Annotated in this window: 24 protein-coding genes and 1 riboswitch; of the genes, 12 read left to right on the forward strand and 12 right to left on the reverse strand. The window is 71.4% G+C overall.

Features of this window, described 5'->3' with window-relative positions; translation table 11 throughout:
- Positions 1-2: 2 nt before the first annotated feature.
- From EV684_RS08275 to EV684_RS08290, 4 genes are all read right to left on the reverse strand, one after another.
- Complete coding sequence (locus tag EV684_RS08275) at positions 3-1,046, reverse strand: LacI family DNA-binding transcriptional regulator (RefSeq protein WP_132646054.1); 1,044 nt, start codon at positions 1,044-1,046, stop codon at positions 3-5.
- Positions 1,047-1,088: 42 nt separating this feature from the next.
- Complete coding sequence (locus EV684_RS08280) at positions 1,089-2,081, reverse strand: ABC transporter permease (RefSeq protein ID WP_132646056.1); 993 nt, start codon at positions 2,079-2,081, stop codon at positions 1,089-1,091.
- A gap of 28 nt (positions 2,082-2,109) precedes the next feature.
- Positions 2,110-3,663 (reverse strand): sugar ABC transporter ATP-binding protein, encoded by a 1,554-nt coding sequence (locus tag EV684_RS08285; protein ID WP_132646058.1) that lies wholly within the window; start codon positions 3,661-3,663, stop codon positions 2,110-2,112.
- 79 nt (positions 3,664-3,742) lie between these two features.
- Positions 3,743-4,699 (reverse strand): sugar ABC transporter substrate-binding protein, encoded by a 957-nt coding sequence (locus tag EV684_RS08290; RefSeq protein WP_132646060.1) that lies wholly within the window; start codon positions 4,697-4,699, stop codon positions 3,743-3,745.
- An 879-nt stretch (positions 4,700-5,578) separates the two neighbouring features.
- Here EV684_RS08290 and EV684_RS08295 point away from each other — a divergent pair.
- From EV684_RS08295 to EV684_RS08305, 3 genes are read left to right on the forward strand one after another with little or no spacing between them, the layout of a single operon-like run.
- Positions 5,579-6,136: a GNAT family N-acetyltransferase gene (locus EV684_RS08295; RefSeq protein ID WP_132646062.1), complete on the forward strand. Its 558-nt coding sequence runs from the start codon at positions 5,579-5,581 to the stop codon at positions 6,134-6,136.
- A gap of 7 nt (positions 6,137-6,143) precedes the next feature.
- Positions 6,144-6,680 (forward strand): GNAT family N-acetyltransferase, encoded by a 537-nt coding sequence (locus EV684_RS08300; protein ID WP_132646064.1) that lies wholly within the window; start codon positions 6,144-6,146, stop codon positions 6,678-6,680.
- Entirely contained in the window at positions 6,677-7,294 is a 618-nt protein-coding gene (locus tag EV684_RS08305) for a pyridoxamine 5'-phosphate oxidase family protein (protein ID WP_132646066.1), read from the forward strand. The genes EV684_RS08300 and EV684_RS08305 overlap by 4 nt, the downstream gene beginning before the upstream one ends.
- A 37-nt stretch (positions 7,295-7,331) precedes the next feature.
- Here EV684_RS08305 and EV684_RS08310 read toward each other — a convergent pair whose 3' ends face one another.
- The 4 genes from EV684_RS08310 to EV684_RS08325 form a co-directional block, all read right to left on the reverse strand.
- Positions 7,332-7,718, reverse strand: a complete 387-nt coding sequence (locus EV684_RS08310) for a hypothetical protein (protein WP_132646068.1) — start codon at positions 7,716-7,718, stop codon at positions 7,332-7,334.
- Between the two features lie 123 nt (positions 7,719-7,841).
- On the reverse strand, positions 7,842-8,381 hold the full coding sequence (locus EV684_RS08315; protein WP_132646070.1) for a hypothetical protein: 540 nt from the start codon (positions 8,379-8,381) through the stop codon (positions 7,842-7,844).
- 204 nt (positions 8,382-8,585) lie between these two features.
- The gene (locus EV684_RS08320) at positions 8,586-9,137 is read right to left on the reverse strand and encodes a GNAT family N-acetyltransferase (RefSeq protein WP_132646072.1); all 552 of its coding nucleotides are present in this window, start codon (positions 9,135-9,137) and stop codon (positions 8,586-8,588) included.
- Between the two features lie 18 nt (positions 9,138-9,155).
- A complete protein-coding gene (locus EV684_RS08325; RefSeq protein WP_132646074.1) occupies positions 9,156-9,740 on the reverse strand; it encodes a class I SAM-dependent methyltransferase in 585 nt (194 codons plus the stop codon).
- Here EV684_RS08325 and EV684_RS23970 point away from each other — a divergent pair.
- The 3 genes from EV684_RS23970 to EV684_RS08335 all read left to right on the forward strand — a co-directional run bounded on the left by EV684_RS23970 (position 9,732) and on the right by EV684_RS08335 (position 11,707).
- Entirely contained in the window at positions 9,732-9,872 is a 141-nt protein-coding gene (locus tag EV684_RS23970) for a hypothetical protein (RefSeq protein ID WP_165908435.1), read from the forward strand. The genes EV684_RS08325 and EV684_RS23970 overlap by 9 nt on opposite strands.
- 147 nt (positions 9,873-10,019) lie before the next feature.
- Positions 10,020-10,295, forward strand: coding sequence for a hypothetical protein (locus EV684_RS08330; protein WP_132646076.1), 276 nt, complete (start codon positions 10,020-10,022; stop codon positions 10,293-10,295).
- Positions 10,296-10,390: 95 nt separating this feature from the next.
- Positions 10,391-11,707: a DUF1015 domain-containing protein gene (locus EV684_RS08335; RefSeq protein ID WP_132646078.1), complete on the forward strand. Its 1,317-nt coding sequence runs from the start codon at positions 10,391-10,393 to the stop codon at positions 11,705-11,707.
- A 13-nt stretch (positions 11,708-11,720) separates the two neighbouring features.
- Here the strand turns inward: EV684_RS08335 and cobF are convergent, their stop codons facing one another.
- The 3 genes from cobF to EV684_RS08350 form a co-directional block, all read right to left on the reverse strand.
- A complete protein-coding gene (gene cobF, locus EV684_RS08340) occupies positions 11,721-12,470 on the reverse strand; it encodes a precorrin-6A synthase (deacetylating) (RefSeq protein ID WP_132646079.1) in 750 nt (249 codons plus the stop codon).
- A 65-nt stretch (positions 12,471-12,535) separates the two neighbouring features.
- On the reverse strand, positions 12,536-12,895 hold the full coding sequence (locus tag EV684_RS08345; RefSeq protein WP_132646081.1) for a cysteine-rich small domain-containing protein: 360 nt from the start codon (positions 12,893-12,895) through the stop codon (positions 12,536-12,538).
- Positions 12,896-13,086: 191 nt separating this feature from the next.
- Positions 13,087-13,339: riboswitch (cobalamin riboswitch) on the reverse strand.
- Positions 13,340-13,346: 7 nt separating this feature from the next.
- Entirely contained in the window at positions 13,347-14,765 is a 1,419-nt protein-coding gene (locus EV684_RS08350) for a short-chain fatty acyl-CoA regulator family protein (protein ID WP_132646083.1), read from the reverse strand.
- A 155-nt stretch (positions 14,766-14,920) separates the two neighbouring features.
- On the opposite strand from EV684_RS08350, the gene prpC reads away from it, so the two are divergent.
- The 5 genes from prpC to EV684_RS08375 are packed head-to-tail and all read left to right on the forward strand — an operon-like array spanning position 14,921 to position 21,179.
- The gene (prpC, locus tag EV684_RS08355) at positions 14,921-16,081 is read left to right on the forward strand and encodes a bifunctional 2-methylcitrate synthase/citrate synthase (RefSeq protein ID WP_132646085.1); all 1,161 of its coding nucleotides are present in this window, start codon (positions 14,921-14,923) and stop codon (positions 16,079-16,081) included.
- Positions 16,082-16,101: 20 nt separating this feature from the next.
- A complete protein-coding gene (acnD, locus tag EV684_RS08360; RefSeq protein WP_132646087.1) occupies positions 16,102-18,699 on the forward strand; it encodes a Fe/S-dependent 2-methylisocitrate dehydratase AcnD in 2,598 nt (865 codons plus the stop codon).
- Positions 18,696-19,874, forward strand: coding sequence for a 2-methylaconitate cis-trans isomerase PrpF (prpF, locus tag EV684_RS08365; protein WP_132646089.1), 1,179 nt, complete (start codon positions 18,696-18,698; stop codon positions 19,872-19,874). The genes acnD and prpF overlap by 4 nt, the downstream gene beginning before the upstream one ends.
- Before the next feature lie 8 nt (positions 19,875-19,882).
- Positions 19,883-20,743 carry an isocitrate lyase/PEP mutase family protein gene (locus tag EV684_RS08370; protein ID WP_132646091.1) on the forward strand — a complete coding sequence of 287 codons (861 nt, stop codon included), beginning with the start codon at positions 19,883-19,885 and terminating at the stop codon, positions 20,741-20,743.
- The gene (locus EV684_RS08375) at positions 20,736-21,179 is read left to right on the forward strand and encodes a GntR family transcriptional regulator (RefSeq protein ID WP_132646093.1); all 444 of its coding nucleotides are present in this window, start codon (positions 20,736-20,738) and stop codon (positions 21,177-21,179) included. The genes EV684_RS08370 and EV684_RS08375 overlap by 8 nt, the downstream gene beginning before the upstream one ends.
- Before the next feature lie 29 nt (positions 21,180-21,208).
- Here the strand turns inward: EV684_RS08375 and EV684_RS08380 are convergent, their stop codons facing one another.
- Entirely contained in the window at positions 21,209-22,099 is an 891-nt protein-coding gene (locus EV684_RS08380) for a LysR substrate-binding domain-containing protein (RefSeq protein ID WP_132646095.1), read from the reverse strand.
- Positions 22,100-22,200: 101 nt separating this feature from the next.
- On the opposite strand from EV684_RS08380, the gene metE reads away from it, so the two are divergent.
- On the forward strand, positions 22,201-24,510 hold the full coding sequence (metE, locus tag EV684_RS08385) for a 5-methyltetrahydropteroyltriglutamate--homocysteine S-methyltransferase (RefSeq protein ID WP_132646097.1): 2,310 nt from the start codon (positions 22,201-22,203) through the stop codon (positions 24,508-24,510).
- The last annotated feature ends 28 nt before the right edge of the window (positions 24,511-24,538 follow it).

The raw sequence follows: 24,538 nt of genomic DNA on the forward strand, positions 1-24,538 counted from the left end.
TCCTAGAGGGCAGGTGCGGCGGCGGCCACGCGCGGGGCGGCGCTCGACGCGCGCACGACGAGGCTGGGCGCCAGCGCGCGCGTCTGCGCCTCGTGCCGCCGGCGCTCGATGCGTTCGATCAGCAGATCGACCGCCAGGCGGCTCATCTGCTGCTTGGGTTGGGCGACGGTGGTGAGTGCCGGATGCACCCAGTGCGCCAGGTCGACGTCGTCATAACCGACGATCGACACGTCCGCCGGCGCGGCCAGGCCGGCCTGGGCCAGCGCGCCGAGGGCGCCGATCGCCATCGCGTCGTTGCAGGCGAAGACCGCCGTCGGCGGCTGCGGCTGCTGCAGCAGGCGCTGCATGGCATCGAAGCCGCCTTGCGCGGTGAAGTGGCCGTACTGCACCTCGGGCGCCTGATCCGCCAGCCCGGCCTCGGCCAGGACCTCGCGCCAGCCGGCTTCGCGCTCGCAGCTGACGGCCGTCGCCGGGCTGTCGCCGATGCAGCCGATGCGCCGGTGGCCCAGGCCGACGAGGTGCTGCACGGCCAGGCGCGCACCGGCGCGGTTGTCGTTGCAGACGGCGTCGAAGCGCATGCCGGCCAGCGGCCGGTCCAGCAGCACCACCGGCATTCGCAGGCCGTCCAGCTGGGCCAGCACCGTGGCGTCGTCGCCGGTGGGCACCAGCACCAGGCCGTCGATGCGGCGCTCGGCCAGCACCTGCAGATAGGCGCTCTGGCGGCGCGGGTCGTCGTTGGAGTTGCACAGCACGACGTGGTAGCCGGCGCCGAAGCCATGGTCCTCGACGTACTGCACGATCTCGGCGAAGTACGGGTTCGACGAGTTCGGCGTCATCATGCCGATGGTGTGGGTCTGCCGCTGCTTCAGGCTGCGCGCGATGGCGCTGGGCACGAAATCGAGATCGCGCATGGCGGCCTCGACACGCGCGCGCAGCGCGTCGCTGACGTGGCGCGTGCCGTTGAGCACGTGCGAGACGGTGGCCACCGACACCCCGGCGCGTTCGGCCACGGTGCGGATGGTGCTGGGGGACGATTTCGAGGTCACGGCGAGCCGGGGTCCGGGTAACGCTGGTGCCGACCTGACGCCTCAATGGCGCGCCGCCTGGCTGCGCTGGCGCAGCGTGTCGGCGATGACGGCGGCGACGATGACGAAGCCGGTGATGATGCGCTTGCTCGGGTCCGACGCCCCGATCTGCGCCAGCCCGGCGTCGAGCACCGCGATGATCAGCACGCCGAACAGCGTCGTCACGACCGAGCCGCGCCCGCCCATCAGGCTGGTGCCGCCGATGACCACCGCGGCGATCACCTGCAGCTCGATGCCGGTGCCGGTGTTCGGGTCGGCGGCTTCCAGCCGTGCCGACTGCATCAGCCCCGCCAGCCCGGCCAGCAGCCCGGTCACCGCGAAGACGGCGATGCGCACCGGCCGCGGGTCGATGCCGGCCAGGCGCATGGCCTCCTCGTTGGTGCCGATGCCGATGATGTAGCGGCCGTAGGTGGTGCGCGTCAGCACGAGCTGGCCCACGACGACCAGCGCCAGCGCGATCAGGAACGCGACCGACATGCCGCCCCACACCGGCGCGGCCAGCGCGGCCATGGACTGGCCGACGTACTGGGTGCGCGAGTCGGTCACCAGGTAGGCGCCGCCGCGCAGCGCTTCGAGCATGCCCAGCGAGACGATGAACGACGGCAGCCGCCAGGCCACCGACACCGCGCCCGTCACGGCCCCGCAGGCCAGGCCCACGCCCAGCCCCAGCAGCGAGGCCAGCCAGGGCGCGGTGCTCCAGTTCAGCATCGCGCTGGCGGCCACCGCCGCCGACAGCGCCATCACCGAGCCCACCGACAGGTCGATGCCGGCCAGGATCAGCACGAAGGTCATGCCGACGGCCATCACCGTCAGCGCCGGGATCTCGTTGACGATCGACAGCAGCGTGTCGCGGGTGAAGAAGTACTCGCTGAGGCTGGAGAACAGCAGCACCATGCCGACCAGCACCGCCGTCAGCGCCAGATAGGTGCCGGCCTGGCCGCGCAGGGCCGACCAGGCGCCGGCGGGCGTTGCGCGGGTATCGGGGGCTGCGTTCATCGTCGTTCTGTCCTGCATGGGGAGGTGTTCAGTGGGCGGCCACGGGTGCGGGCTTGGAGGCCGCGGCGCCGCCGGTTTCGCTGAAGGCGGCTTCGAGCAGGCCCTGCTGGGTCCATTCGCCGCGCTTGAAGGTGGCCACCAGGCGGCCGCCGCTCATGACGCCGATGCGGTCGCTCAGCGCCATCAGCTCGCGCAGGTCGCTGGAGACGACGAGCAGCGCCTTGCCGGCGGCGGCCATCGCGTCGAGCTGGGCGTAGAGGTCGGCGCGTGCGCCGACGTCGACGCCGCGTGTCGGCTCGTCGAGCAGCAGCGCCTGGCAGTCGCGGCGCAGCCAGCGCGCGAACACCACCTTCTGCTGGTTGCCGCCCGACAGCGTGCCCACCGGCTGCTCGGGCCCGGTGCAGCGAACGCGCAGCGTGTCGACCCAGCGGCCGGCTTCGCTGCGTTCGGCGCGCTGGCGCAGCCAGCCCAGCCCGGCGGTGAAGGCGCGCAGGTCGCCCAGCGTGGTGTTCACGCGCACCGACTGCGGCAGCAGCAGGCCTTGCGACTTGCGGTCCTCGGTGACGAGGCCCAGCCCGGCGGCGATGGCCTGCTGCGGCGAGCGCCAGCCGCAGCCTTCGTAAGCCACGCGCTCGCCGTCGTACAACGTCAGCCGGCCGCGGTCGGCGCGGTCGGCGCCGAACAGCAGCCGCAGCGCCTCGGTGCGCCCCGAGCCGACGAGCCCGGCCAGGCCCAGCACCTCGCCGGCGTGCAGCGTGAAGTCGAGGTCGCGCACGGCCTGCCCGCGGCCCAGCCCCTGGGCGCGCAGCACGGCGGCGCCGGCCGGGCGCGCCGGGCGTTCGGCGTGGTCGTCGACCTCGTGGCCGACCATGGCCTGCACGATGTCGGTCTCCGCCACGCCGCGCATCGGCCGCAGGCTGACCAGCGCACCGTCGCGCAGCACGGCCAGCGTGCCGGCGATGCGCAGCACCTCGTCGAGCCGGTGCGAGATGTAGATGACGGCCACGCCGCGGGCCTTCATCTGCTCGATCTCGCGGAACAGCTGCTCGATCTCGCGCGGCGTCAGCATCGCCGTCGGTTCGTCGAGGATCAGCACGCGCGTACCGTCCTGCAGGTTGCGCGCGATCTCCACCATCTGCTGCTGGCCGATGCCCAGCGCGGACACCGGCAGCATCGGGTCGATCTGCGTCAGGCCGACGCGTGCCAGCTGCGCGCGCGCCTGCGCGGCCAGCGCGCCGCGGTCGACCCAGCTGGCGCGGTTGGGCAGGCGGTCGATCAGCAGGTTCTCGGCCACCGTCAGGGTCGGGATCAGGCCCAGCTCCTGCAGCACCATGCGCACGCCGGCGCGCTCGGCCTGCGTGCGGCTGCGCGGTGCATGCGCCACGCCGGCCAGCGACATGGCGCCGCCGCTGGGCTGCTCGAGCCCGCAGATGATCTTCGACAGCGTGCTCTTGCCGGCGCCGTTCTCGCCCGTCAGCGCCAGCACCTCGCCGGCGTGCAGCTCGAAGGACACGTCGGTCAGCACACGCGCCGCACCGAAGGACTTGGCGATGCGGTCGACCCGCAGCACGACTTCGCTCACGTCGTTGGGACTCCGTTGAAACGTTGGCGGCCGGCGCGATGACGGGCGTCAGCCCATCCACCGCGCCCGGCCGGGGCGATTACTTGCCGCCCTTGGTCACCAGCACGACGTCGGTCTTGACCTGCGCCGGCATGTCGGCCTGCTTCTGCTTGGCCTGCAGCGCCTTGAGCGCGGTCTCGATGCCGAACACGGCCTGCTTGGCGCCGTACTGGTCGGCCGTGGCCAGCATGCGGCCGTCGGCCAGCATCGGCTTGACGGCCGAGATGTTGTCGTAGCCGACGACCAGCACCTTGCCCGTCTTGTTGGCCGCCTTCACGGCCGCCACCGCGCCGATCGCCATGCTGTCGTTGCCGGCCAGCAGGGCCCGCAGATCCGGGTGCTCGCGCATCATGCCGGCGGCGACGGTGTTGCCCTTGTCGATCTCCCAGTCGGCCGACTGCACGCCGACGACGGTGATGCCGGCGGCCTTCATCGCGTCCTGGAAGCCCAGGGTGCGCTGCTGGGCGTTGAAGGTCGTCGAGACGCCTTCGAGGATGCCGACCTTGTCGCCGGCCTTGAGCGACTTGGCGAGATAGTCACCGACCAGGCGTGCGCCGACGCGGTTGTCGGGGCCGACGAACGGCACCTTGAACTGCTTGTCGGCCAGCGCGGCGGCGTCGAGCTGGTTGTCGATGTTGACGATCAGCACGCCCTTGTCGGCGGCGGCCTTGAGCGCCGGCACCAGCGCCTTGGAGTCGGCCGGCGCGATGACGATGGCATCGACGCGCTGCGCCACCATCTGCTCGACCATCTTGATCTGCGCGGCGGTGTCGGTCTCGTTCTTGATGCCGTTGGCGATCAGGGTGTAGGTCTTGGCGTTGGCCTTCTGGTGCGCCTTGGCGCCGTCTTCCATCGTGCGGAAGAACTCGTTGGCGAGCGACTTCATCACCAGGCCGACCTTGGCCGGGGCGGGGTCGGCGGCGTAGGCCGGAAGGCTGACCAGGCCGCCGAGGGCCAAGGCGGCGGTGACGAGCGTCAAGCGACGAGTGATGTCCATCAACGATCTCCTCTGGATAGGTTGTAGGCCGGCGGCCGCCGGCGAATCGCGCTGAAGCGGGCCCCTGACGACGCCACCCGACGCTTCGGCGATGCTCCGTCGGCACTGCCGAAGCGTTGGGATGAGACCTGCTGAACACGATTTGGACACCAAAAAAACGTTTACGCAATCGGTTTTCTGCACCCCAAATCCAGGGTTTTCCCTTGGTTCTGACGGCGATGGGGCACGACGATCGTGTCGACGACACGGGGCGCGCTGCATGGTCCGGCGCCGGCGGCCGTTGGCGCAAACGAGTGTCCGCCCAGGTGGAGCGGATGAGGACGACCTGCGGCGCTCCGGCGCGGCGCTGACTGGCGGACGGCTGGCGATCGAGGCAGCAGGCCGCGGTGCCGGTCAGTCGGGGATCGGGGCTTGGGCCTGCGTCGGCGAGCCGGCCATCGCAGCGCGCGAACATGACTGCCATGCAGCGAGGGCGAACTGTCGTTGGAAGCTGCTGAGTGACTGCAGGCGGCCAGGAGCAGAACTTCGCCAAGGTCCGCCTTGTGGCGTCTGGCGGCGGACAGCGCGTCCAAAGGACAGCAGTGGCGGCAGCGGGCCTGCGTCTGCCTGGGCCGGCCGCAGGCGCCTGCGTGCTGGCGCCAACGCGTCAAGTGGTGGCAGCATACCGTCCTCCTGAGTTCCGGCGAGGCGCAGAAGTCGTTGCAACAAGCTGCCGGACTTGCGGGCCAAGTTGGTGCTGTATTCACATACAGTAAACAGGCGGAAAGTTGCAGTGCAGCAAGCACTTGGGTTCGCTGACCCGTCCGTCGTTATGCGGCACGCGTCGATTTTAGGGCGCGGCGTCTGTCTCTCTACAACACGTTGAACACAAGCTGCATCATGCACATCCGCCCCTTTCGCATTGGTGATGAAAGTGATTTGTTCGCAGTCTTTCATTCGTCAATCCATGGCCTCGCGGCCAGAGATTATTCGGCTGATCAAATCAATGCGTGGGCGCCAGATAATCTAGATCAAGATGTGTGGCGAGAGCGGATGCAAGGCATCTCACCTTTCGTGGTTGAGCATGATGCACAGATCGTTGGTTACGCAGATATACAACCTGACGGCTATATTGATCACTTCTTTGTTTCTGCGAAGTTCGCTCGGATGGGCGTTGGAAGAATGCTAATGCAGCACTTGCATGTCGTCGCAGCCGAACGCTCGATTGCTACTCTCTGTTCTGACGTAAGCCGTACCGCACAGCCGTTCTTCGAGCGCTTTGGTTTCTTGGTGGTAGAGCAAAGAGCGCCAATCATTCGGGGGGTTGTTGTTCCCAATTTGCTCATGCACAAGACGCTTGTGTCTGACACTACAGTCGAGGGAATCGCCACAAGCTGCGCTTGTGTTTCCTCCGCGCTGCGCGCTGCGCGCTCCGGCGCCCCCTCGCTTCCACGTTAGGCGTCACATGCTGCATGATCTGTCAATCGAACTGGCGAAGCCCGAAGAGAAGATGCTTCTGTCTCGTCTTTTGCAGCTGTACTTCTTTGACTCGACACACTGGAGCGGTGAAGACATCCAAGAGGACGGCAGGTACGACTGCAATGACGACAACCTGCTCGACTACAGCGACTCTGCCAGCACCTATCGTGCATACATTCTCAGAGTCGACGGAAAACCTGCTGGTTTCGCTCTTGTTGAAGACGTCGAGTTTGAGGGGAATCGAATATCAGAATTCGCGGATCTTTTTGTCTTGCCGAAATATCGCAGGCTTGGTCTTGCATCGGCAGCTACGACAAAAATCGTTATCAACAGTGAGCGGACATGGCTCTTCGCGGTCTTCCGAAAGGATGAGCAAGCCTTGCGCCACTGGCAGTCCTCATTCAAAAGACTGCCCTTCAGAAGCGTGCGCGCCGTCGAGGATCAAGAAGACGACCGCTTTCATTTGTTCGTCATTAACGAGGTCGCAGCAGCGGGTGACGCCCAACCATTCGCTCCAGAATGAACACAGATCAATGCGCTTCGCTTGCCAAACATGATCCGTTCTCTGAGCTGATGCGGCACCAACGAGCGGCCATCGAGGCCGCGGATTCGAGTGCGTGGTTCGCAGTGGTGGCTACCGTGGGTAGCGATGGCTATCCTTGCTGTAGGACCTTGACGATACGCTCCATTGGTGAGGGAGAAATCACTTTTCATGTAAGCGAACATAGCCCGAAGATTCGTCACCTTGAACAGAACGGGAAGATCGAGCTACTCTTTCTTTGGGCGAAGACACTTCGCCAGGTAAGAGTTCGTGGCCGGGCGAGTTGGCGGCAGGACGAGCAACTTAGGAACGCATGGCGCAACAAGCCCGCAGGCAGCAAAGTGGCGGACTTGATGCATGCGCACCAATTGCGGCAAAGCAGTGTCATTTCAGGCCGGAATGAGTTGCTCTCGGAACGAGCCTGCGCTGCGGACCGGCTTCGTCCGGACAGCCAAGTTCCTGCAACGGTCGTGACCATGCGCGTTGAACCCGACTTCTTCGAGTTCTGGGTCGCATCGCCGGAGGACAGGATGCACGATCGACGTAGATACTCGTGTCAGGGCTCAGATTGGATTCTTGAGCATCTGGTGCCGTAGGTGCGGCCTAACTCGAACGCTGAGCGACAGTCATCCACTACAGCGCGGGCGCATCCGACCGAGCGACCGGCGTCCGGCGTGCCGCGGCCAGTTCGTCCTCGAAGTTGCAGCTGGGCACGCTGCGCAGGCCCTGCGCATCGAGGCGGTTCAGCAGCCCGGCCAGCGCCGTGATGAATGCGGGCTGGGCCATGTCCGCGTCCATCGGCTCGACCTCCAGGCAGACCGGCCAGCGCACGAAGTCGTCGTCGGCATCGGTGGCCTTCCAGCCGGGCTGGCCGTTGTCGAAGACCTCGACCCTCAACCCGGCCACCTGCGCGCCGCGTCGCTCGAACCGCTGGCCGGTGGCGGCGCTGATCGCGGCCTTCGCGGCGGCGCTGTCGGCGGCACCGGCCAGGTAGACCTTGCAGTAGAGATCGTCAGACATCGGTGGGCGTGGCCAGGTGCCGGCCGGCTGCCGGCATCGAACATTGTGTGCGCCGTTGCGCGTCGAATGCCGCGCCAACCCCCAGGCCACCATCGCGCCGGCCACCGGCACCACGCTGCCCCCTCAACCCTCGGAGTCGGTCGCCGCCCGCCCCATCGCCGTCACGACGCTCCGCACCCCCACGTGCACCCGCGGCGTCCCCCCGTACTCGAACGCATTGCGCGGCCCGTTGCCCGCCACCCGCGAGAACACCCCGATCACCCCGCTCTGGGTGTCGAACACCGGCGAGCCGCTGCTGCCCATCGAGCCGTCGTGGTCGCTGACGAAGCTGTCGTGCTCGCCGCCACCGCCGACGAGCGGCAGCTCGACCGGCAAACGCGCCCCGGCGCGCACGGCCAGCGCGAACTCGTGCTGCACCATCGCCATGGCGAACACCGGGTCGTCGGCACGCGCCAGATCCTCGTGCGTGAAGGCGCGGTGCCAGACCTCGGTGCCGTCGGCCAGCGTCTCGTTGCGCGCGGCGGCGAAGGCGGCTTCACGGCTGTCGGCCAGCGACAGCCGCAGACGGGTGGTCGGCAGCACGCGCACGAGGGTGGCGCTGAGGCGGTCGACGGGAACGCCGGGGATGGGCAGGCGGGCAGGGGAGAAGAGGCCTTCGGACATGGGCGGCAACCGGAGCTGCCGTCAACCATACCGGCGCTTGCGGGGCCCGGACGGCCGGCCCCGCCACGGCTTCCCTTGCTGGAGCGAGACGGTGGCGCATCAACGCTGCCGTGGCCCTCCCGCGCTCGGCCCCGGGACGTCGAGCAGGACGCCGAGATCGTGCCGATGGGGTGAACAGCCCGCGGCGCACCGCTGCGCGGCCGCTCAGCCTGCCTTTCGCGCCATGGCCACGCGGTTCTTCAGGCCCCGGGTGCGCTCACGGGCCAGGGCCGCGCTCAGGTGCTCGAAGCCGCCGCCCGCCGCCAGGGGCCGAAAGCCGTGCCGGCCGTAGAACGGCGCATTCCACGGCAGGTGGCGGAAGGTGGTGAGCGTGACGACATCGAGCGTGTCGGCGCCTTCGGCGTGGTCGATCGCCTGCCGCAGCAGCGCCGAGCCGATGCCCCGTCGGGCGGCACCGGGCACGACGTCCATCTCGGCGACGTGCAGCGCGCGGCCGACCGTCTCGCAGGCGACGAAGCCGAGCGCCGCCCCGTGCTCGTCTTGTGCCACCCAGACCAGCCCACCGGCGACGAGCCGCTCCAGCTCGGCAGCGTCCATCGGCTGCGCGAGTGCGGGTGGCAGATCGCTCGGCGCAAAGACCGCGGCGGCCTCGGCTTCGATGCGCTGCAGCGCCGGGACGTCACCGTGCCCGGCCAGCCGCACCGTGACGGCGAGCCGAGCCGCGGGAGGCGGGGGGTCCAGAGCGTCCGGCGTCATGCCGTGTCTCGCCGCGGCCTACAGCGAGTCGCCGCGCCGCGCCACCACCTCCCACAAGGCCTTCTGGCGCACGTACTTGCGCGTCGTCTGGTGCTCCATCGCCAGCAGCTGCCAGCCGCTGGCGAACAGCTCGGCGGTGGCACGTTCGTCGAAGAAGCGCTTGGGCTGGCCGTCGACGAGGTAGTAGTCCGGCTCGATCGCGGGGTGGCCCGTGGCGCCGAAGTGCTTGTCTTCGACGGAGTTCAGCCGGCACAGCAAGAGCCCGCCCGGCTGCAGGGTGTCGCGAACACGGCGCACCAGGTCCAGCGTCTCGGCCCAGGGGAAGTAGTGCAGCGAGAGACTCGCGATCACCGCGCCGGCTTCGCCGGTGCCCGGCGGGAAGGGCGCGCGGACGTCCTGGCAGCTCACCTGCGCGCCCGGAACGCGCGCCCGCGTGGCGGTGGCGGAAGCGGCCGACAGGTCGAACGCGACGACCGCGAAACCCGCTTCGGCCAGCGTGGCGGTGTCGGCGCCGGTGCCGCAGCCGATCTCCAGCACGGGCCGGGTGCCGGCGCAGTCCTTCAGCAGCGGCAGCCAGCGGGAGAGCCAGGGGTCGTGGAGCATGGTTTCGTGGGCCGGGCGCGGCGCCGTGACGGTGTGCCGGGCGGCATTGTCGACGTGACGGCGGCGTTGCCGCTGATGGCCGACATCCGGTGCGAGCGTTTCGCCCTCGACCCGCGGCTGCGCGGCCAGTGAATCGCCTCGCCTGCGCGCGAGCGACCGCCAAGCCGTCACCCGCCATGTCAAGCTTCGCCCTCGATGAAGACGTTCCTGGACCACGACGTGGCCGAGACGACGGAGACTTCCATCACGTCGTGACGCGCGCAGAGCCAGACAGACCCAATGGACAAACAGCAAGCAGACGCGATCGCGCAAGCCATCCTCCAGCCCGGCCTCGATGAGCGGGAGAAGATGCGTCAGAAGCGGGAAGCCCGGCAACGCAGCCTGGCCGACCGGCGCCTGGTCGCCTGGGTGACGATGCCCGGCTTCGCCATCGGCGCGCTGGTCGCCTACTGGACGGGGCACCGTTTCGCGGAGGGCGTCGTCTGGGGCGGGTTCGCAGGCAGCCTCGTCGGCTGGATGCTGGTCTGGTGGCGCCGCCGCCGTTCGGCGTCCTGAGTTCTGTTTCGGGTGGGCGTCGCGTCGTGGCACGCCACTCTGTTGCCGCCGCGACCGAAGTCGATGTCGCGGGGCCCCTGCGGCATCATCGGCCCATGCCCGCCCCCAGCTTCCGCCCCCCGCAGCTCCTGCTCCCGCGCGCCGATCTGGACCTCCAGCGCTGGAGCGTCATCGCCTGCGACCAGTACACCAGCGACCCCGGCTACTGGCAGCAGGTCGAGCAGGCCGTCGGTGACGCGCCCTCGGCTTTGCGCCTGATCTACCCCGAGGTCTTTCTCGCCAGCGCCGACAAGCCCGAGCGCATCGCCGCCATCCAGACGGCGATGCGGCGCTACGCCGCCAGCGGCCTGCTGCGCCCGCATGCCGGCACGGTGCTGGTGGAACGCACGCTGGCCGACGGCCGCGTGCGCCGCGGGCTGATGCTGGAGCTGGACCTGGAGCAGTACGACTACACGCCGGGCTCGGCCAGCGCGATCCGGCCGACCGAAGGCACGATCGTCGAGCGCATCGCGCCGCGGCTGGAGGTGCGCCGCGACGCCGAGCTGGAGCTGCCGCACATCCTCGTGCTGATCGACGACCCGGCGCGCACCGTCATCGAGCCGCTGGCCGCCGAGCGTGACCGTCTGGCGCCGCTGTACGACACGGCGCTGATGCTGGGCGGCGGCCGGGTCGCCGGCTTCGCGCCCGACGCCGCGCTGCAGGCCCAGGCGCTGGCTGCGCTGCAGGCGCTGGGCGACGCCGACGCCTTCGCGGCGCGCCACGGCCTGCCGGCGGGCACGGCGCCCATGCTGTTCGCGGTCGGCGACGGCAACCACTCGCTGGCCACCGCCAAGGCGAACTGGGCGCGCCTGAAGTCCACCGCCGGCCCCGAGCACCCGGCGCGCTGGGCGCTGGTGGAAGTGGAGAACATCCACGACCCGGCGATGGAGTTCGCGCCCATCCACCGCCTGCTGATCGGCGTGACGGCCGACCTGCGCGCCGCACTGGCGGCGCACTTCGGCACCCGCGTGCAGATCGTCGAGCAGCCCGACGCCGCGGCGATGCGTGCCGCGCTCGCTGCCCAGCCGCGCTCGCTGCACGCCGCCGGCCTGCTGCAGCCGGGCGGGCGCCACGCGCTCGTCGTCGTGCAGGGCGCGCCGGCGGCGCAGCTGGACGTCGCCAGCTTCCAGGGCTTCGTCGACGCGCTGCTGGCGCAGGGCGGAGCGCAGGAGGTCGACTACGTGCACGGCGACGAGGCGCTGGCGCGGCTGGCCGCCCAGCCCGGCCACGCCGGCCTGCACCTGGCGACGCTGGGCAAGAGCGAGCTGATCGCGCGCGTGGCGCAGCACGGGCCGCTGCCGCGCAAGAGCTTCTCGATGGGCGAGGCCGACGAAAAACGCTTCTATCTCGAGGCGCGCCGTATCCGGCCGTAGCGCCGCCCGGCGCTCAGCCGGCGCGGCGCCGCAGCAGGTAGATGTCCATGATCCAGCCGTGGCGCGCGCGCGCTTCGGCGCGTGCGGCCAGGATCTTCGGCGCCGCCTCGGCCAGCGGCCCGGCGACGGTGATCTGCTCGGGCATGCCGACGTAGGCGCCCCACCAGATCTCGACGCCCTGCGGGTCCAGCGCCTCGAAGGCGCCGCCGGCGTCGAGCATGACGACGACGGTGTCGACACCCGGCGGCCAGCCGTCTTCGCGCAGCCGGCGCCCGGTGGTGACGACGAAGGGCGCGCCGATCTCGTTGAGCGGGATCGCGTGCGCCGCGGTCAGCGCGTGCACCGAGGTGATGCCCGGCACCACCGTCACCTGCGGCGGCGGCTGCAGCCGCGCGGCGATGCGCAGCGTGCTGTCGTACAGCGAGGGGTCGCCCCAGACCAGCAGCGCGACGCGGCGTGCGCCGGGGTGCGCGGCGATCGTCTGCATCCAGACCTCGGCGATGGCGTCGTGCCAGTCGTCGACGCGGCGGCGGTAGTCGGCGGTGGCCGCATCGCGCACCGGCAGGTCGAACTCGGCGACGACGGTCCGGGCGTCGCGCAGCACCTCGGCGCAGATCGTGCGCCGCAGCTCGGCCAGGTCGGCCTTGTCCTCGCCTTTGCGCGGGATCAGCACCAGGTCGGCCGCGGCCAGCGTGCGCATGGCCTGCAGCGTCAGGTGTTCGGGGTTGCCGGTGCCGATGCCCACCAGCGCCAGTTCGATCATCGTCGTCGGTCCTCGTGCCGCCGCCCGCGGCGGCGCGCGCGAGTGTACGGCGCGCGCGGCGCGTGTCAGCCGGCCGCCGGCGGCTCGACCGGGTCCGGCGCGGCCGACTCGGGGTTGGCCGGGTAGCGCCGCGTCTGCGGCAGCCCGCGCCAGTGCACCGGGCGCTCCAGCCACTTCTGGATGAAGCCCCAGGACTGGCGGTAGCCGTCGTGCGGCAGCGTGCAGGCCGAGCAGTCCTTGCGTTTGACGCCGTTGGCGCTGACGAAGACCTGGTAGTTGCCCGGGCACTCCAGCGCGCTCAGCGGGCAGTAGCAGAACAGGCAGTTGAACTCGCGTTTGACGCCCGGGTGGCAGGGATAGAACGGGCAGTCGCTGTTCGTGAAGCCCTTGTAGGCCTCGTTCGTCGTCGTGTCCTTGGGTTCCATGGTGTCTCCTGGTCGGCTGGCGGGGGCCTTCCGGCCCCTCGGCGGGCTGCGGCGTCGCACGCTCGGCCCGGGCGGGGCAGGGCGAGCGTGCTGGGGGCGGGCGTCCGGGCCTGGGCGGGCGGACGGGTGTGCCGGGTGGTCGCGCGGCGCCGCTTCCCCGCGGTGTCGCGCCTCACGGCGCGCCGCTCGCGCGGCACGCCACCTCGTTGGCCGGTATCCGGGCTGGCGGACATCGTTCGCGACGCCTTCCCGGCCCACGCCGTGCAGGACGACGTGGTGCCAGTGGCCCTGTCGCGAGCCGGAACGCCAGGAGCCGTTCCGTCCGCTTACCGTTGCGGGGGCAGCTCGGGTTGGGCGTCCGCCCTGCCGGCGTCGGCCTCCCCGATTCCCGTTGAACCGTCTCGGCCGAACGCCTTGACGAGCACCAACGAAGGCCATCATAGCGTCGGCCTCAGGCCGACGCGTAAGGCTCGCGCGGGCGCATGTCTTCCTCGATGCGCAGGGCCCGGCCCAGCGCCGGGTAGGCGCGCTGGGCGCAGTCGTGGCGCTCGCAGACCTTGCAGCCCGGGCCGATCGGCAGCGCCGCGTCCGCGCGGTCCAGCGCCAGCCCGCGGCCGTAGACCAGCCGGCCGGCGTGGCGCAGGTCGCAGCCCAGCGCGACGGCGAACCGCCGTCCGGGCCGGCCCCAGCCGCCGTCGTGCTGCGTCACGCAGCGCGCGATCCACAGGTAGCGCCGGCCGTCGGGCATCTGCGCCAGCTGCGTGAGCACCTGGTCGGGCTGGGCGAAGGCCTCGTAGACCGTCCACAGCGGGCAGGTGCCGCCGGTGCGCGAGAAATGGAAGTCGGTCGCCGACTGGCGCTTGGAGATGTTGCCGGCGCGGTCCACGCGCACGAAGAAGAAGGGCACGCCGGGCGCGCCGGGCCGCTGCAGCGTCGACAGGCGGTGGCAGGCGGTCTCGAAGCTGACGCCGAAGCGCCGCGCCAGCAGCTCGATGTCGTAGCCCAGCGCCTCGGCCGCGCCGAGAAAGGCGCCGTAGGGCAGCAGCAGCGCGCCGGCGAAGTAGCTCGCCAGGCCGATGCGTGCCAGCGCCCGCGCCTCGTCGGAGGGCAGCGCCGGGTCGGCGACGAGCGCGGCCATCGGCGCGCCGGCCTCCAGCCGCGCCAGCTGCACCGCCATCTGGAAGCAGCGCTGCCCCGGCGCCAGGTCGGCGTGCAGCTGCAGCGTGCGGCTGGCCGGGTCGTAGCGGCGCAGCCCGCTGTCGGCGGCGCCGACCTGCACGCGCACGCCGTGCCGGCGCTCCAGCCGCTGCTGCAGCGCCGGCGCCAGGTCGGCGGCCGAGGGCGAGGCCGCGCCGAGTTCGGCGTGCAGCGCCTCGGCCAGCGCATCGAGCTCGGCGACGTGGTTGTGGCGGGCGTAGAAGAAGTCGCGCACGGCCTCGTGCGGCTGCGCCGGGCCGACACGCGCCAGCAGCTCGCGGTCGCCCACCTGGCCGGCCAGCGCCTCCAGCCGTTGGCGCGTGTCGTGCGCGTGGCGGTGCAGCTCGATCACGCGGCGCGCCAGCCCCGGCATCTGCCGCGCCAGCGCCTGCAGCTCGGCCTGGGCCACCGGCTCGGCGCCGCCGCTGCCGGCCACGGCCTCCTGCAGCTGCGCGAGCAGGCGCGCCTCGTCGTCCTCGCTGAACCACTGCAGGTCCACGCCCAGCGTGGCCTGCAGCTTCAGCAGCACCGGCACCGACAGCGGCCGCTGGTCGTGCTCGATCTGGTTCAGGTAGCTCGGCGACAGGCCCAGGCGCTGGGCCAGCGCCGCCTGCGTCAGGCCGCTGCGTTCGCGCAGCGTGCGCAGGCGCACGCCCATGAAGGTCTTGCGCATGGTTCGGGTGCTTCGCAATCTTCGCAAGATGGCGAAGACGGCTTTGCATTCATTCGCTATTTCAAGCGTTGCCGGAGGTGTGGAGCATAGCGAACATTGCGAACATTCCAGCCCCCCCGGGCGCCGACGCAAGCCGTCGAACACCAGGAGACACGATGAGCGACAACAGCTCCCCCGCGCCGACGATCAAGCCGAAGAAGTCGGTCGCGCTGTCCGGCGTGACCGCCGGCAACACCGCGCTGTGCACCGTCGGCCGCAGCGGCAACGACCTGCAGTACCGCGGCTACGACATCCTGGACATCGCCGAGGTCTGCGAGTTCGAGGAGATCGTCCACCTGCTGGTGCACGGCAAGCTGCCGACCGCGGCCGAGCTGCGCGCCTACAAGACGCGGCTGCGTGCGCTGCGCGGCCTGCCGGCCAGCGTGCGCGAGGCGCTGGAGCGCCTGCCCGCCAGCGCGCACCCGATGGACGTGCTGCGCACCGGGGTCTCGGCGCTGGGCTGCATCCTGCCCGAGAAGGACGACCACAACCTGCCCGGCGCGCGCGACATCGCCGACCGCCTGCTGGCCTCGCTGGGCTCGATGCTGCTGTACTGGCATCACTGGAGCGCGCAGGGCCGGCGCATCGTCGTCGAGACCGACGACGACTCGATCGGCGGCCACTTCCTGCACCTGCTGCACGGCGAGAAGCCGCAGGACAGCTGGGTGCGGGCGATGCACACCTCGCTGAACCTCTACGCCGAGCACGAGTTCAACGCCAGCACCTTCGCCGCGCGGGTCATCGCCGGCACCGGCAGCGACGTCTACTCGGCCGTCGCCGGCGCGATCGGGGCGCTGCGCGGGCCCAAGCACGGCGGCGCCAACGAGGTCGCCTTCGAGATCCAGAAGCGCTACGACGGCCCCGCCGAGGCCGAGGCCGACATCCGCCGCCGCGTCGAGGCGCGCGAGGTCGTGATCGGCTTCGGCCACCCGGTCTACACGATCGCCGACCCGCGCAACGAGGTCATCAAGGGTGTCGCGCGCCGCCTGTCCTACGAGGCCGGCTCGCACAAGATGTTCGACATCGCCGAGCGCATCGAGCGCGTGATGTGGGACGCCAAGCGCATGTTCCCCAACCTCGACTGGTTCAGCGCCGTCAGCTACCACATGATGGGCGTGCCGACGGCGATGTTCACGCCGCTGTTCGTCATCGCGCGCAGCAGCGGCTGGGCGGCGCACGTCATCGAGCAGCGCCAGGACAACAAGATCATCCGCCCCAGCGCCCACTACACCGGCCCCGGGCCCCAGGCCTTCGTGCCGCTGGCCGAGCGCCACTGAGCGGGGTGATGCAAGAGGACATGACTTCCGCCTTCCGCAAGCCGCTGCCCGGCACGACGCTGGACTACATCGACGCCCGCGCCGCCGTCGAGGCCCTGGTGCCCGGCGCCTGGGACACGCTGCCCTACACCGTGCGCGTGCACGCCGAGAACATCGTGCGCCGCGCCGAGCCGGCGATCGTCGGCGAGTGCCTGCGCCAGCTCGCCGAAGGCCGGCGCGACCGCGACTTCCCCTGGTACCCGGCGCGCGTGGTCTGCCACGACATCCTCGGCCAGACGGCATTCGTCGACCTGGCCGGGCTGCGCGAGGCCGTCGCCGCACGCGGCGGCGACCCGGCGCTGATCAACCCGGTGGTGCCGGTGCAACTGGTCGTCGACCATTCGCTGGCCGTCGAGTGCGGCGGTGACGACCCCGACGCGCTGCGCCGCAACCGCGAGATCGAGGACCGCCGCAACGAGGACCGCTTCGACTTCATCGAGTGGTGCCGGCAGGCCTTCGACCAGGTCGACGTGATCCCGGCGGGCAACGGCATCATGCACCAGCTCAACCTGGAGGCGATGTCGCCGGTGGTCCAGGTGCAAGGCGGCCTGGCCTTCGCCGACACCTGCGTCGGCACCGACTCGCACACGCCGCACGTCGACGCGCTGGGCGTCATCGGCGTCGGCGTCGGCGGGCTCGAAGCCGAGAACGTGATGCTCGGCCGCGCCTCGTGGATGCGGCTGCCCGAGATCGTCGGCGTGCGCCTGAGCGGCCGCCGCCGCCCGGGCATCACCGCCACCGACATCGTGCTGACGCTGACCGAGTTCCTGCGCCGCGAGAAGGTCGTCGGCGCCTACCTCGAGTTCCACGGCGAAGGCGCCGCGGCGCTGTCGGTCGGCGACCGCGCGACGATCGCCAACATGGCGCCCGAGTACGGCGCGACCGCGGCGATCTTCCCGATCGACGCCCAGACGCTGGCCTATCTGCGCCTGACCGGGCGCGAGCCGGCGCAGGTGGCGCGGGTCGAGGCCTACGCACGCGCCGCCGGGCTCTGGGCCCAGACGCTGGCGGCGGTGCATTACGAGCGCACGCTGAACTTCGACCTGGGCAGCGTCGAGCGCACGCTGGCCGGGCCCAGCCAGCCGCACCGGCGGCTGCCGCTGGCGGCGCTGAAGGCGCGCGGCATCGCCACCGGCCTGGACGCGGCGCGTGCCGACGAGGCTCAGGGGCGGCTGCCCGACGGCGCCGTCGTCATCGCCGCGATCACCAGCTGCACCAACACCAGCAACCCGCGCAACCTCGTCGCCGCCGGGCTGCTGGCGCGCAACGCGCGCCGGCTGGGGCTGGGGCGCAAGCCCTGGGTCAAGACTTCGCTGGCGCCGGGCTCGCGTGTCGCCGAGCTCTACCTGCGCGAGGCCGGGCTGCTGGCCGAGCTGCAGGCGCTGGGTTTCGGCATCGTCGGATTTGCCTGCACCACCTGCAACGGCATGTCGGGTGCGCTGGAGCCGGCGATCCGGCGCGAGATCGCCGAGCGCGACCTGTTCACCACCGCGGTGCTGTCGGGCAACCGCAACTTCGACGGCCGCATCCACCCGCAGGTGCGCCAGGCCTTCCTGGCCAGCCCGCCGCTGGTCGTCGCCTACGCGATCGCCGGCACCATCCGCTTCGACATCGAACACGACGTGCTCGGCGTCGTCGACGGCCGCGAGATCCGGCTGCAGGACCTCTGGCCCGACGACGAGGAGATCGACGCCCTGGTCGCACGCGCGGTGCGGCCCGAGCAGTTCGTGCAGGTCTACCGGCCGATGTTCGGCGCGCGCGAGCGGGCGAAGGTCGCCCCGCTGTACGCCTGGCGGCCGCGGTCGACCTACATCCGCCGCCCGCCGTACTGGGACGGCGCGCTGGCCGGCGAACGCAGGCTGGCGCGGCTGCGTGCACTGGCCGTGCTGCCCGACAACGTCACCACCGACCACCTGTCGCCGTCCAACGCGATCACGCCCGATTCGGCGGCCGGCGAGTACCTGGCACGCATGGGCCTGCCCGACGAAGACTTCAACTCCTACGCCACGCACCGCGGCGACCACCTGACGGCGCAGCGCGCCACCTTCGCCAACCCGACGCTGGCCAACGAGATGGTGCGCGCCGCCGACGGCAGCGTGCGCCGCGGCTCGCTGGCGCGGCTGGAGCCCGAAGGCCGCGTGATGCGCATGTGGGAGACCATCGAGACCTACCAGCAACGCCGCCAGCCGCTGATCGTCGTCGCCGGGGCCGACTACGGCCAGGGCAGCTCGCGCGACTGGGCCGCCAAGGGCGTGCGCCTGGCCGGTGTCGAGGTCGTGCTGGCCGAAGGTTTCGAGCGCATCCACCGCAGCAACCTCGTCGGCATGGGCGTGCTGCCGCTGGCCTTCGAGCCCGGCGACACGCGGCTGACGCTGGGCCTGGACGGCAGCGAGCTCTACACCGTGCTCGGCGAGCCGGCCCCGGGCGCGCGGCTCGAACTGCTGATCGAGCGCCGCGACGGCCGCAGCGAGCGGCTGGCGGTGCGCTGCCGCCTCGACTCCGACGAGGAGGCCTCGATCTACCGCGCCGGCGGCGTGCTGCAGCGCTTCGCGCAAGACTTCCTGGAGACCCAACGATGACGACCGCGGCACAGCTGCGAATTCCAGCCACCGTGATGCGCGGCGGCAGCAGCAAAGGCGTGTTCTTCCGCCTCGAAGACCTGCCCGAGGCCGCGCAGCGGCCCGGCGCCGCACGCGACCGGCTGCTGCAGCGTGTGATCGGCAGCCCCGACGCCTACGGCACGCAGATCGACGGCCTGGGCGGTGCCACGTCCAGCACCAGCAAGTGCGTGATCCTGGCGCCGTCGACGCGCCCCGGGCACGACGCCGACTACCTCTACGGCCAGGTCGCGATCGAGCGTGATCTCGTCGACTGGTCGGGCAACTGCGGCAACCTGTCGGCCGCGGCCGGCGCCTTCGCCGTGCACGCCGGCTACGTCGCGCCAGAGCGGGTGCCGCCCGACGGCGTCTGCAGCGTGCGCCTGTGGCAGGCCAACATCGGCAAGACCATCCTGGTGCAGGTGCCGGTGGCCGGCGGCCAGGTCCGCGAGAGCGGCGACTTCGTGCTCGACGGCGTCGCCTTCCCGGCGGCCGAGATCGTGCTCGAGTTCCTGGACCCGGCTGCCGACGACGGCGCGATGTTCCCGACCGGAAACCTCGTCGACGAACTCGAGGTGCCCGGCGTCGGCCGGCTGCAGGCGACGCTGATCAGCGCCGGCATCCCGACCGTCTTCGTCGAGGCGCAGGCCGTAGCTTGCAACGGCACCGAACTGCGCGAGGCGATCAACGCCGACCCGGCGGCGCTGGCGCGTTTCGAGGCCATCCGCGTCGCCGGCGCGCTGCGCATGGGGCTGATCGACTCGCCCGAGGACGCGCTGCTGCGCCAGCACACGCCCAAGATCGTCTTCGTCGCGCCGCCGGCCGACTACACGACGTCCAGCGGGCGCCGCGTGCAGGCCGCCGAGATCGACCTGCTGGCGCGTGCGCTGTCGATGGGCCGGCTGCACCACGCGATGATGGGCACCGCCGCGGTGGCCATCGCCACCGCCGCCGCGGTGCCAGGCACGCTGGTCAGCCGCGCCACCGGCGGCGGCCCGCGCGAGCGCCTGTGTTTCGGTCACCCGGCGGGTCTGCTGCGTGTCGGCGCGCAGGTGCGCGCCGAGGCCGGCCGCTGGCTCGTCACGCGCGCGGTGATGAGCCGCAGCGCCCGCATCCTGATGGAAGGCTGGGTCCGCGTGCCCGCCGACAGCTTCTGAGGTCCACCATGTCCACCCGCAGCCGCCTTCGGGCGCTGGCCGAGGCCCGCCGCGGCGTGCTCGTCCCCGGCGCCTTCAACGCCTTGTCCGCCCGCATCGTCGCCGACCTCGGTTTCGAGGCCGTCTACGTCACCGGGGCCGGCGTCACCAACATGTGGTTCGGCCTGCCCGACCAGGGCTTCATGGGCCTGGCCGAGATCGCCGAGCACACCGCACGCATCCGCGACGCCGTGGAACTGCCGCTGATCGTCGACGCCGACACCGGCTTCGGCAACGCGCTGAACGTGCGCCACGCGGTGCGCACGCTCGAGCGTGCCGGAGCCGATTGCATCCAGCTCGAAGACCAGGTGGCGCCCAAACGCTGCGGCCACTTCGCCGGCAAGGAGGTGATCCCGCTGGACGAGGCGCTCGGCAAGATCAAGGCCGCCGTCGACGCGCGCCGCGACCCCGAGCTGCTGATCCTGGCGCGCACCGACGCCGCCGCGACCCAGGGTTTCGAGGCCGCGGTCGAACGGGCGCAGGCGTTTGCCGAAGCCGGCGCCGACCTGCTGTTCGTCGAGGCGGTGACCCGGGCCGACGAGGTGCGTGCGCTGCCGCAGCGCCTGGCCCGGCCGCAGCTGATGAACATGGTGATCGGCGGGCGCACGCCGATCTTCGGCGCCGACGAGCTGGCCGGGCTGGGCTACGGCCTGGTGCTCTACGCCAACGCGGCGCTGCAGGGCGCGGTGCATGGCATGCAGCGTGCGCTGACGGCGCTGCGCGATGCGGGCGAGCTGCACGAGGCGAGCGGCCTGGTGACGCCGTTCGCCGAGCGCCAGCGCCTGGTCGGCAAGCCCGAGTGGGACGCGCTGGAGCGGCGTTATGTCTGAGGCCGTTCCCCCGCTGGACGACACCCGGGCCGACGTGCCGCGCCTGCCCCGGGCGGCGCTCTGCGACGCCATCGCCGAGAGCCTGCGCGCGCGTGTGCTGGCGCTGGAGTGGGCGCCCGGCGAGGCGCTGGACGAACTCGCGATCGCCCGCGACTACGGCGTCAGCCGCACGCCGGTGCGCGAGGCGATGAAGGTGCTGCAGCACGAAGGTCTGCTGCAGGCCTGGGTGCGCCGTGGCGTCGCCGTGGCGGTCGTCGAGCCGCAGGAGCTCCAGGAGGCGGCCGAACTGCGCCGGCTGCTGCTGGCGCACGCCGCGGCGCGCGGGGCGTCGGCCGGTTCGCCGCTGCTGCAGCGCATGCTGAGCCTGGCCGAGCAGCGGCTGCGCCTGGGGCAGGCTGGCCTGCCGCCGGCGGCGCCTGGCGCGCTGCCGCCGTAGCGACGGCCGGCAGCCGGGCGATCAGCCGATCAGCCGCCCGCCGCCGCCCGCGACTGATCGACGAAACCGCGCAGGTAGCCGATGTCGGCATCGGCCTCGCGCACGCCGAGGTGGATCTGCTTGTGCACGCCCTGGTCGCCCAGGCGCAGCGCCACCAGCGGCAGCTGCGGCGCCGCCTCGGGCAGCAGCCAGCGCGGCAGCGCCGTCACGCCGCGGCCGCTGGCCACCATCTGCAGCAGGATGTCGGTGGTCTCGATCGTCTTGTGCTGGCGCGGCGCGACGCCGGCCGGCGTGAGGAAACGCGTGAACACGTCCAGGCGCTCGGGCGCGACGGGGTAGGTGATCAGCACCTCCTGCGCCAGGTCGCCGGGCTGCACCTGGCGCGCGCCGGCCAGGCGGTGGCCGCGCTGCACGACCAGCACCTGTTCGTAGTCGAACACCGGCTCGAAACGCAGCCCGGGCTTGTACAGCGGGTCGGGCGTCACCAGCACGTCGATCTCGTAGCCGAAGAGCGCGCCGATGCCGCCGAACTGGAACTTCTGCTTGACGTCGACATCGACCTCCGGCCACGCCGCCAGGTAGGGCTCGACGACCTTCAGCAGCCACTGGTAGCAGGGGTGGCACTCCATGCCGATGCGCAGCGTGCCGCGTTCGCCGCGTGCGATGCGGCCCAGCTGCGCCTCGGCCTGCTCCAGCTGCGGCAGCACGCGCCGCGCCAGCGCCAGCACCTGCTGGCCGGCCGGTGTCAGGCGCAGGCTGCGGTGTTCGCGCCGCCAGATGTCGGTGCCCAGCTGCTGTTCGAGCTTGCGCATGCTGTGGCTGAGCGCCGACTGCGTCAGGCACAGCCGCTCGGCGGCGGCCGTCAGCGAGCCCTGGCGCTCGACCTCCAGCACGACGGCGAGGTGGATGCGCTCGATCATGATCGGTGAATGTTGCTCATGGATCGGTGAGGAATGACCATTTTACGTAATGGATGGCGCTGCCTAGGATGCGCCCGCTCCATCACGACCTCCCGACTTCCATGACCACGCTGCACAACCTCGGTTTCCCCCGCATCGGCGCCCGGCGCGAGCTCAAGTTCGCGCTCGAGGCCTACTGGAAGGGCGACTCCTCGCCCGAGACCCTGCAGGCGCTGGGCGCCGAACTGCGCCAGCGCCACTGGGCGCAGCAGGCCGGCCTGGACCTGGTGCCGGTGGGCGACTTCTCGTTCTACGACCAGGTGCTGGACACGAGCTTCATGCTCGGCAACGTGCCCGAGCGCGCACGCGGACACGGCGGCGATGCGCTGGACGTCTACTTCCGCGTCGCGCGCGGGCGTTCGGCACCGGCGGCCGAAGCCGGCTGCTGCGCCGGCGGTGTCGCTGCCGGCGAGATGACCAAGTGGTTCGACACCAACTACCACTACATCGTGCCCGAGTTCCACGCCGGCACGCGCTTCGTGCTCGACGCCTCGCGGCTGCTGGCCCAGCTCGCCGAGGCCCGCGCCCAGGGCGTGGCCGCCAAGCCGGTGCTGCTGGGGCCGGTCAGCTACCTCGCGCTGGGCAAGTCCAAGGACGGCTCGGACCGGCTGGCGCTGCTGCCGGCGCTGCTGCCCGTCTACGCCGAGCTGCTGCGCCGCCTGGCCGCCGAGGGCGTGGACTGGGTGCAGATCGACGAGCCGGTGCTGGCCACCGACCTGGACGCGCCGTGGCGAGACGCTTTGCGCACGGCTTACGCGGCCTTCGCCGACGGCGGCGTGCGCCTGCTGCTGGCCAGCTACTTCGGCCCGCTGCAGGACAACGCCGAGCTCGCGCTGGGCCTGCCGGTGGCCGGGCTGCACGTCGACGCCGTCGCCGCGCGCGACGAGGCCGAGGCCCTGGCGGCGCGTCTGCCCGCCGGCCGCGTGCTGTCGCTGGGCGTGATCAGCGGCCGCAACATCTGGAAGACCGACCTGACGGCGCTGCTGGACTGGCTGGAGCCGCTGGCGGCGCGGCTGGGCGAGCGGCTGTGGCTGGCGCCGTCGTGCTCGCTGCTGCACGTGCCGGTGGACCTGTCGATCGAAGACGGGCTGGACGCCGAGCTGAAATCCTGGCTCGCCTTCGCGCTGCAGAAGCTCGACGAACTGCGGCTGCTGGGCCGCGCGCTGCGCGAAGGCCGCGCCGCCGTGCATGCGGAGCTGCAGGCCAACCGCGACGCGCTGGCCACGCGCCGCGCCTCGGCACGCGTGCACCGGCCCGAGGTGCGCGCGGCCGTGGCCACGATCGACGCCGGGATGGGCCGCCGCCGCAGCGTGTATCCGGTGCGGGCCGAGCATCAGGCCGAGTGGCTGCAGCTGCCGCCGTACCCGACGACAACCATCGGCTCGTTCCCGCAGACCGCCGAGATCCGCCGCGTGCGCGCCGAGTTCAAGGCCGGGCGGCTGGAGCAGGGCGCCTACCGCGACGCGATGCGCGCCGAGATCGCGCACGCCGTGCAGGTGCAGGAGGCGCTGGGCCTGGACGTGCTGGTGCACGGCGAGGCCGAACGCAACGACATGGTCGAGTACTTCGGCGAGCAGCTCGAGGGTTATGCCTTCAGCCGCTTCGGCTGGGTGCAGAGCTACGGCTCGCGCTGCGTCAAGCCGCCGATCCTGTTCGGCGACATCGCCCGGCCGCAGCCGATGACGGTGGACTGGAGCCGCTACGCCCAGTCGCTGACGGCCAGGCCGATGAAGGGCATGCTGACCGGCCCGGTGACGATCCTGAACTGGTCCTTCGTGCGCGACGACCAGCCGCGTGCCGACACCTGCCGCCAGCTGGCGCTGGCGATGCGTGCCGAGGTGCTGGACCTGGAGCGCGCCGGCGTGCGCGTGATCCAGATCGACGAGGCCGCGCTGCGCGAGGGCCTGCCGCTGCGGCGTTCGGCCTGGCCGGCGTACCTGGACTGGGCGGTGGAGTGTTTCCGCATCACCGCCAACGGCGTGCGCGACGAGACGCAGATCCACACCCACATGTGCTACTCGGAGTTCAACGACATCATCGCGGCGATCGCGGCGATGGACGCCGACGTCATCACGATCGAGACCTCGCGTTCGGACATGGAGCTGCTCGACGCCTTCGAGCACTTCCATTACCCCAACGAGATCGGCCCCGGCGTCTACGACATCCACTCGCCCAACATCCCGAGCTGCGAGCACATCGTCGCGCTGATGGAGAAGGCGGCGCGGCGCATCCCGCCGCAGCGGCTCTGGGTCAACCCCGACTGCGGGCTGAAGACGCGCCAGTGGGCCGAGGTGATCCCGGCGCTGGAGCAGATGGTGGCGGCGGCCAGGCGGCTGCGCGAGCGTCAAGGCCGGCCGGCCGCAGCCGCCTGAGTGAGCCCAGGGCCCGGCGCCTCTGCGA

Origin of the sequence: Rubrivivax gelatinosus (assembly GCF_004340905.1) — a bacterium.
GTDB lineage: Bacteria > Pseudomonadota > Gammaproteobacteria > Burkholderiales > Burkholderiaceae_C > Rubrivivax > Rubrivivax gelatinosus.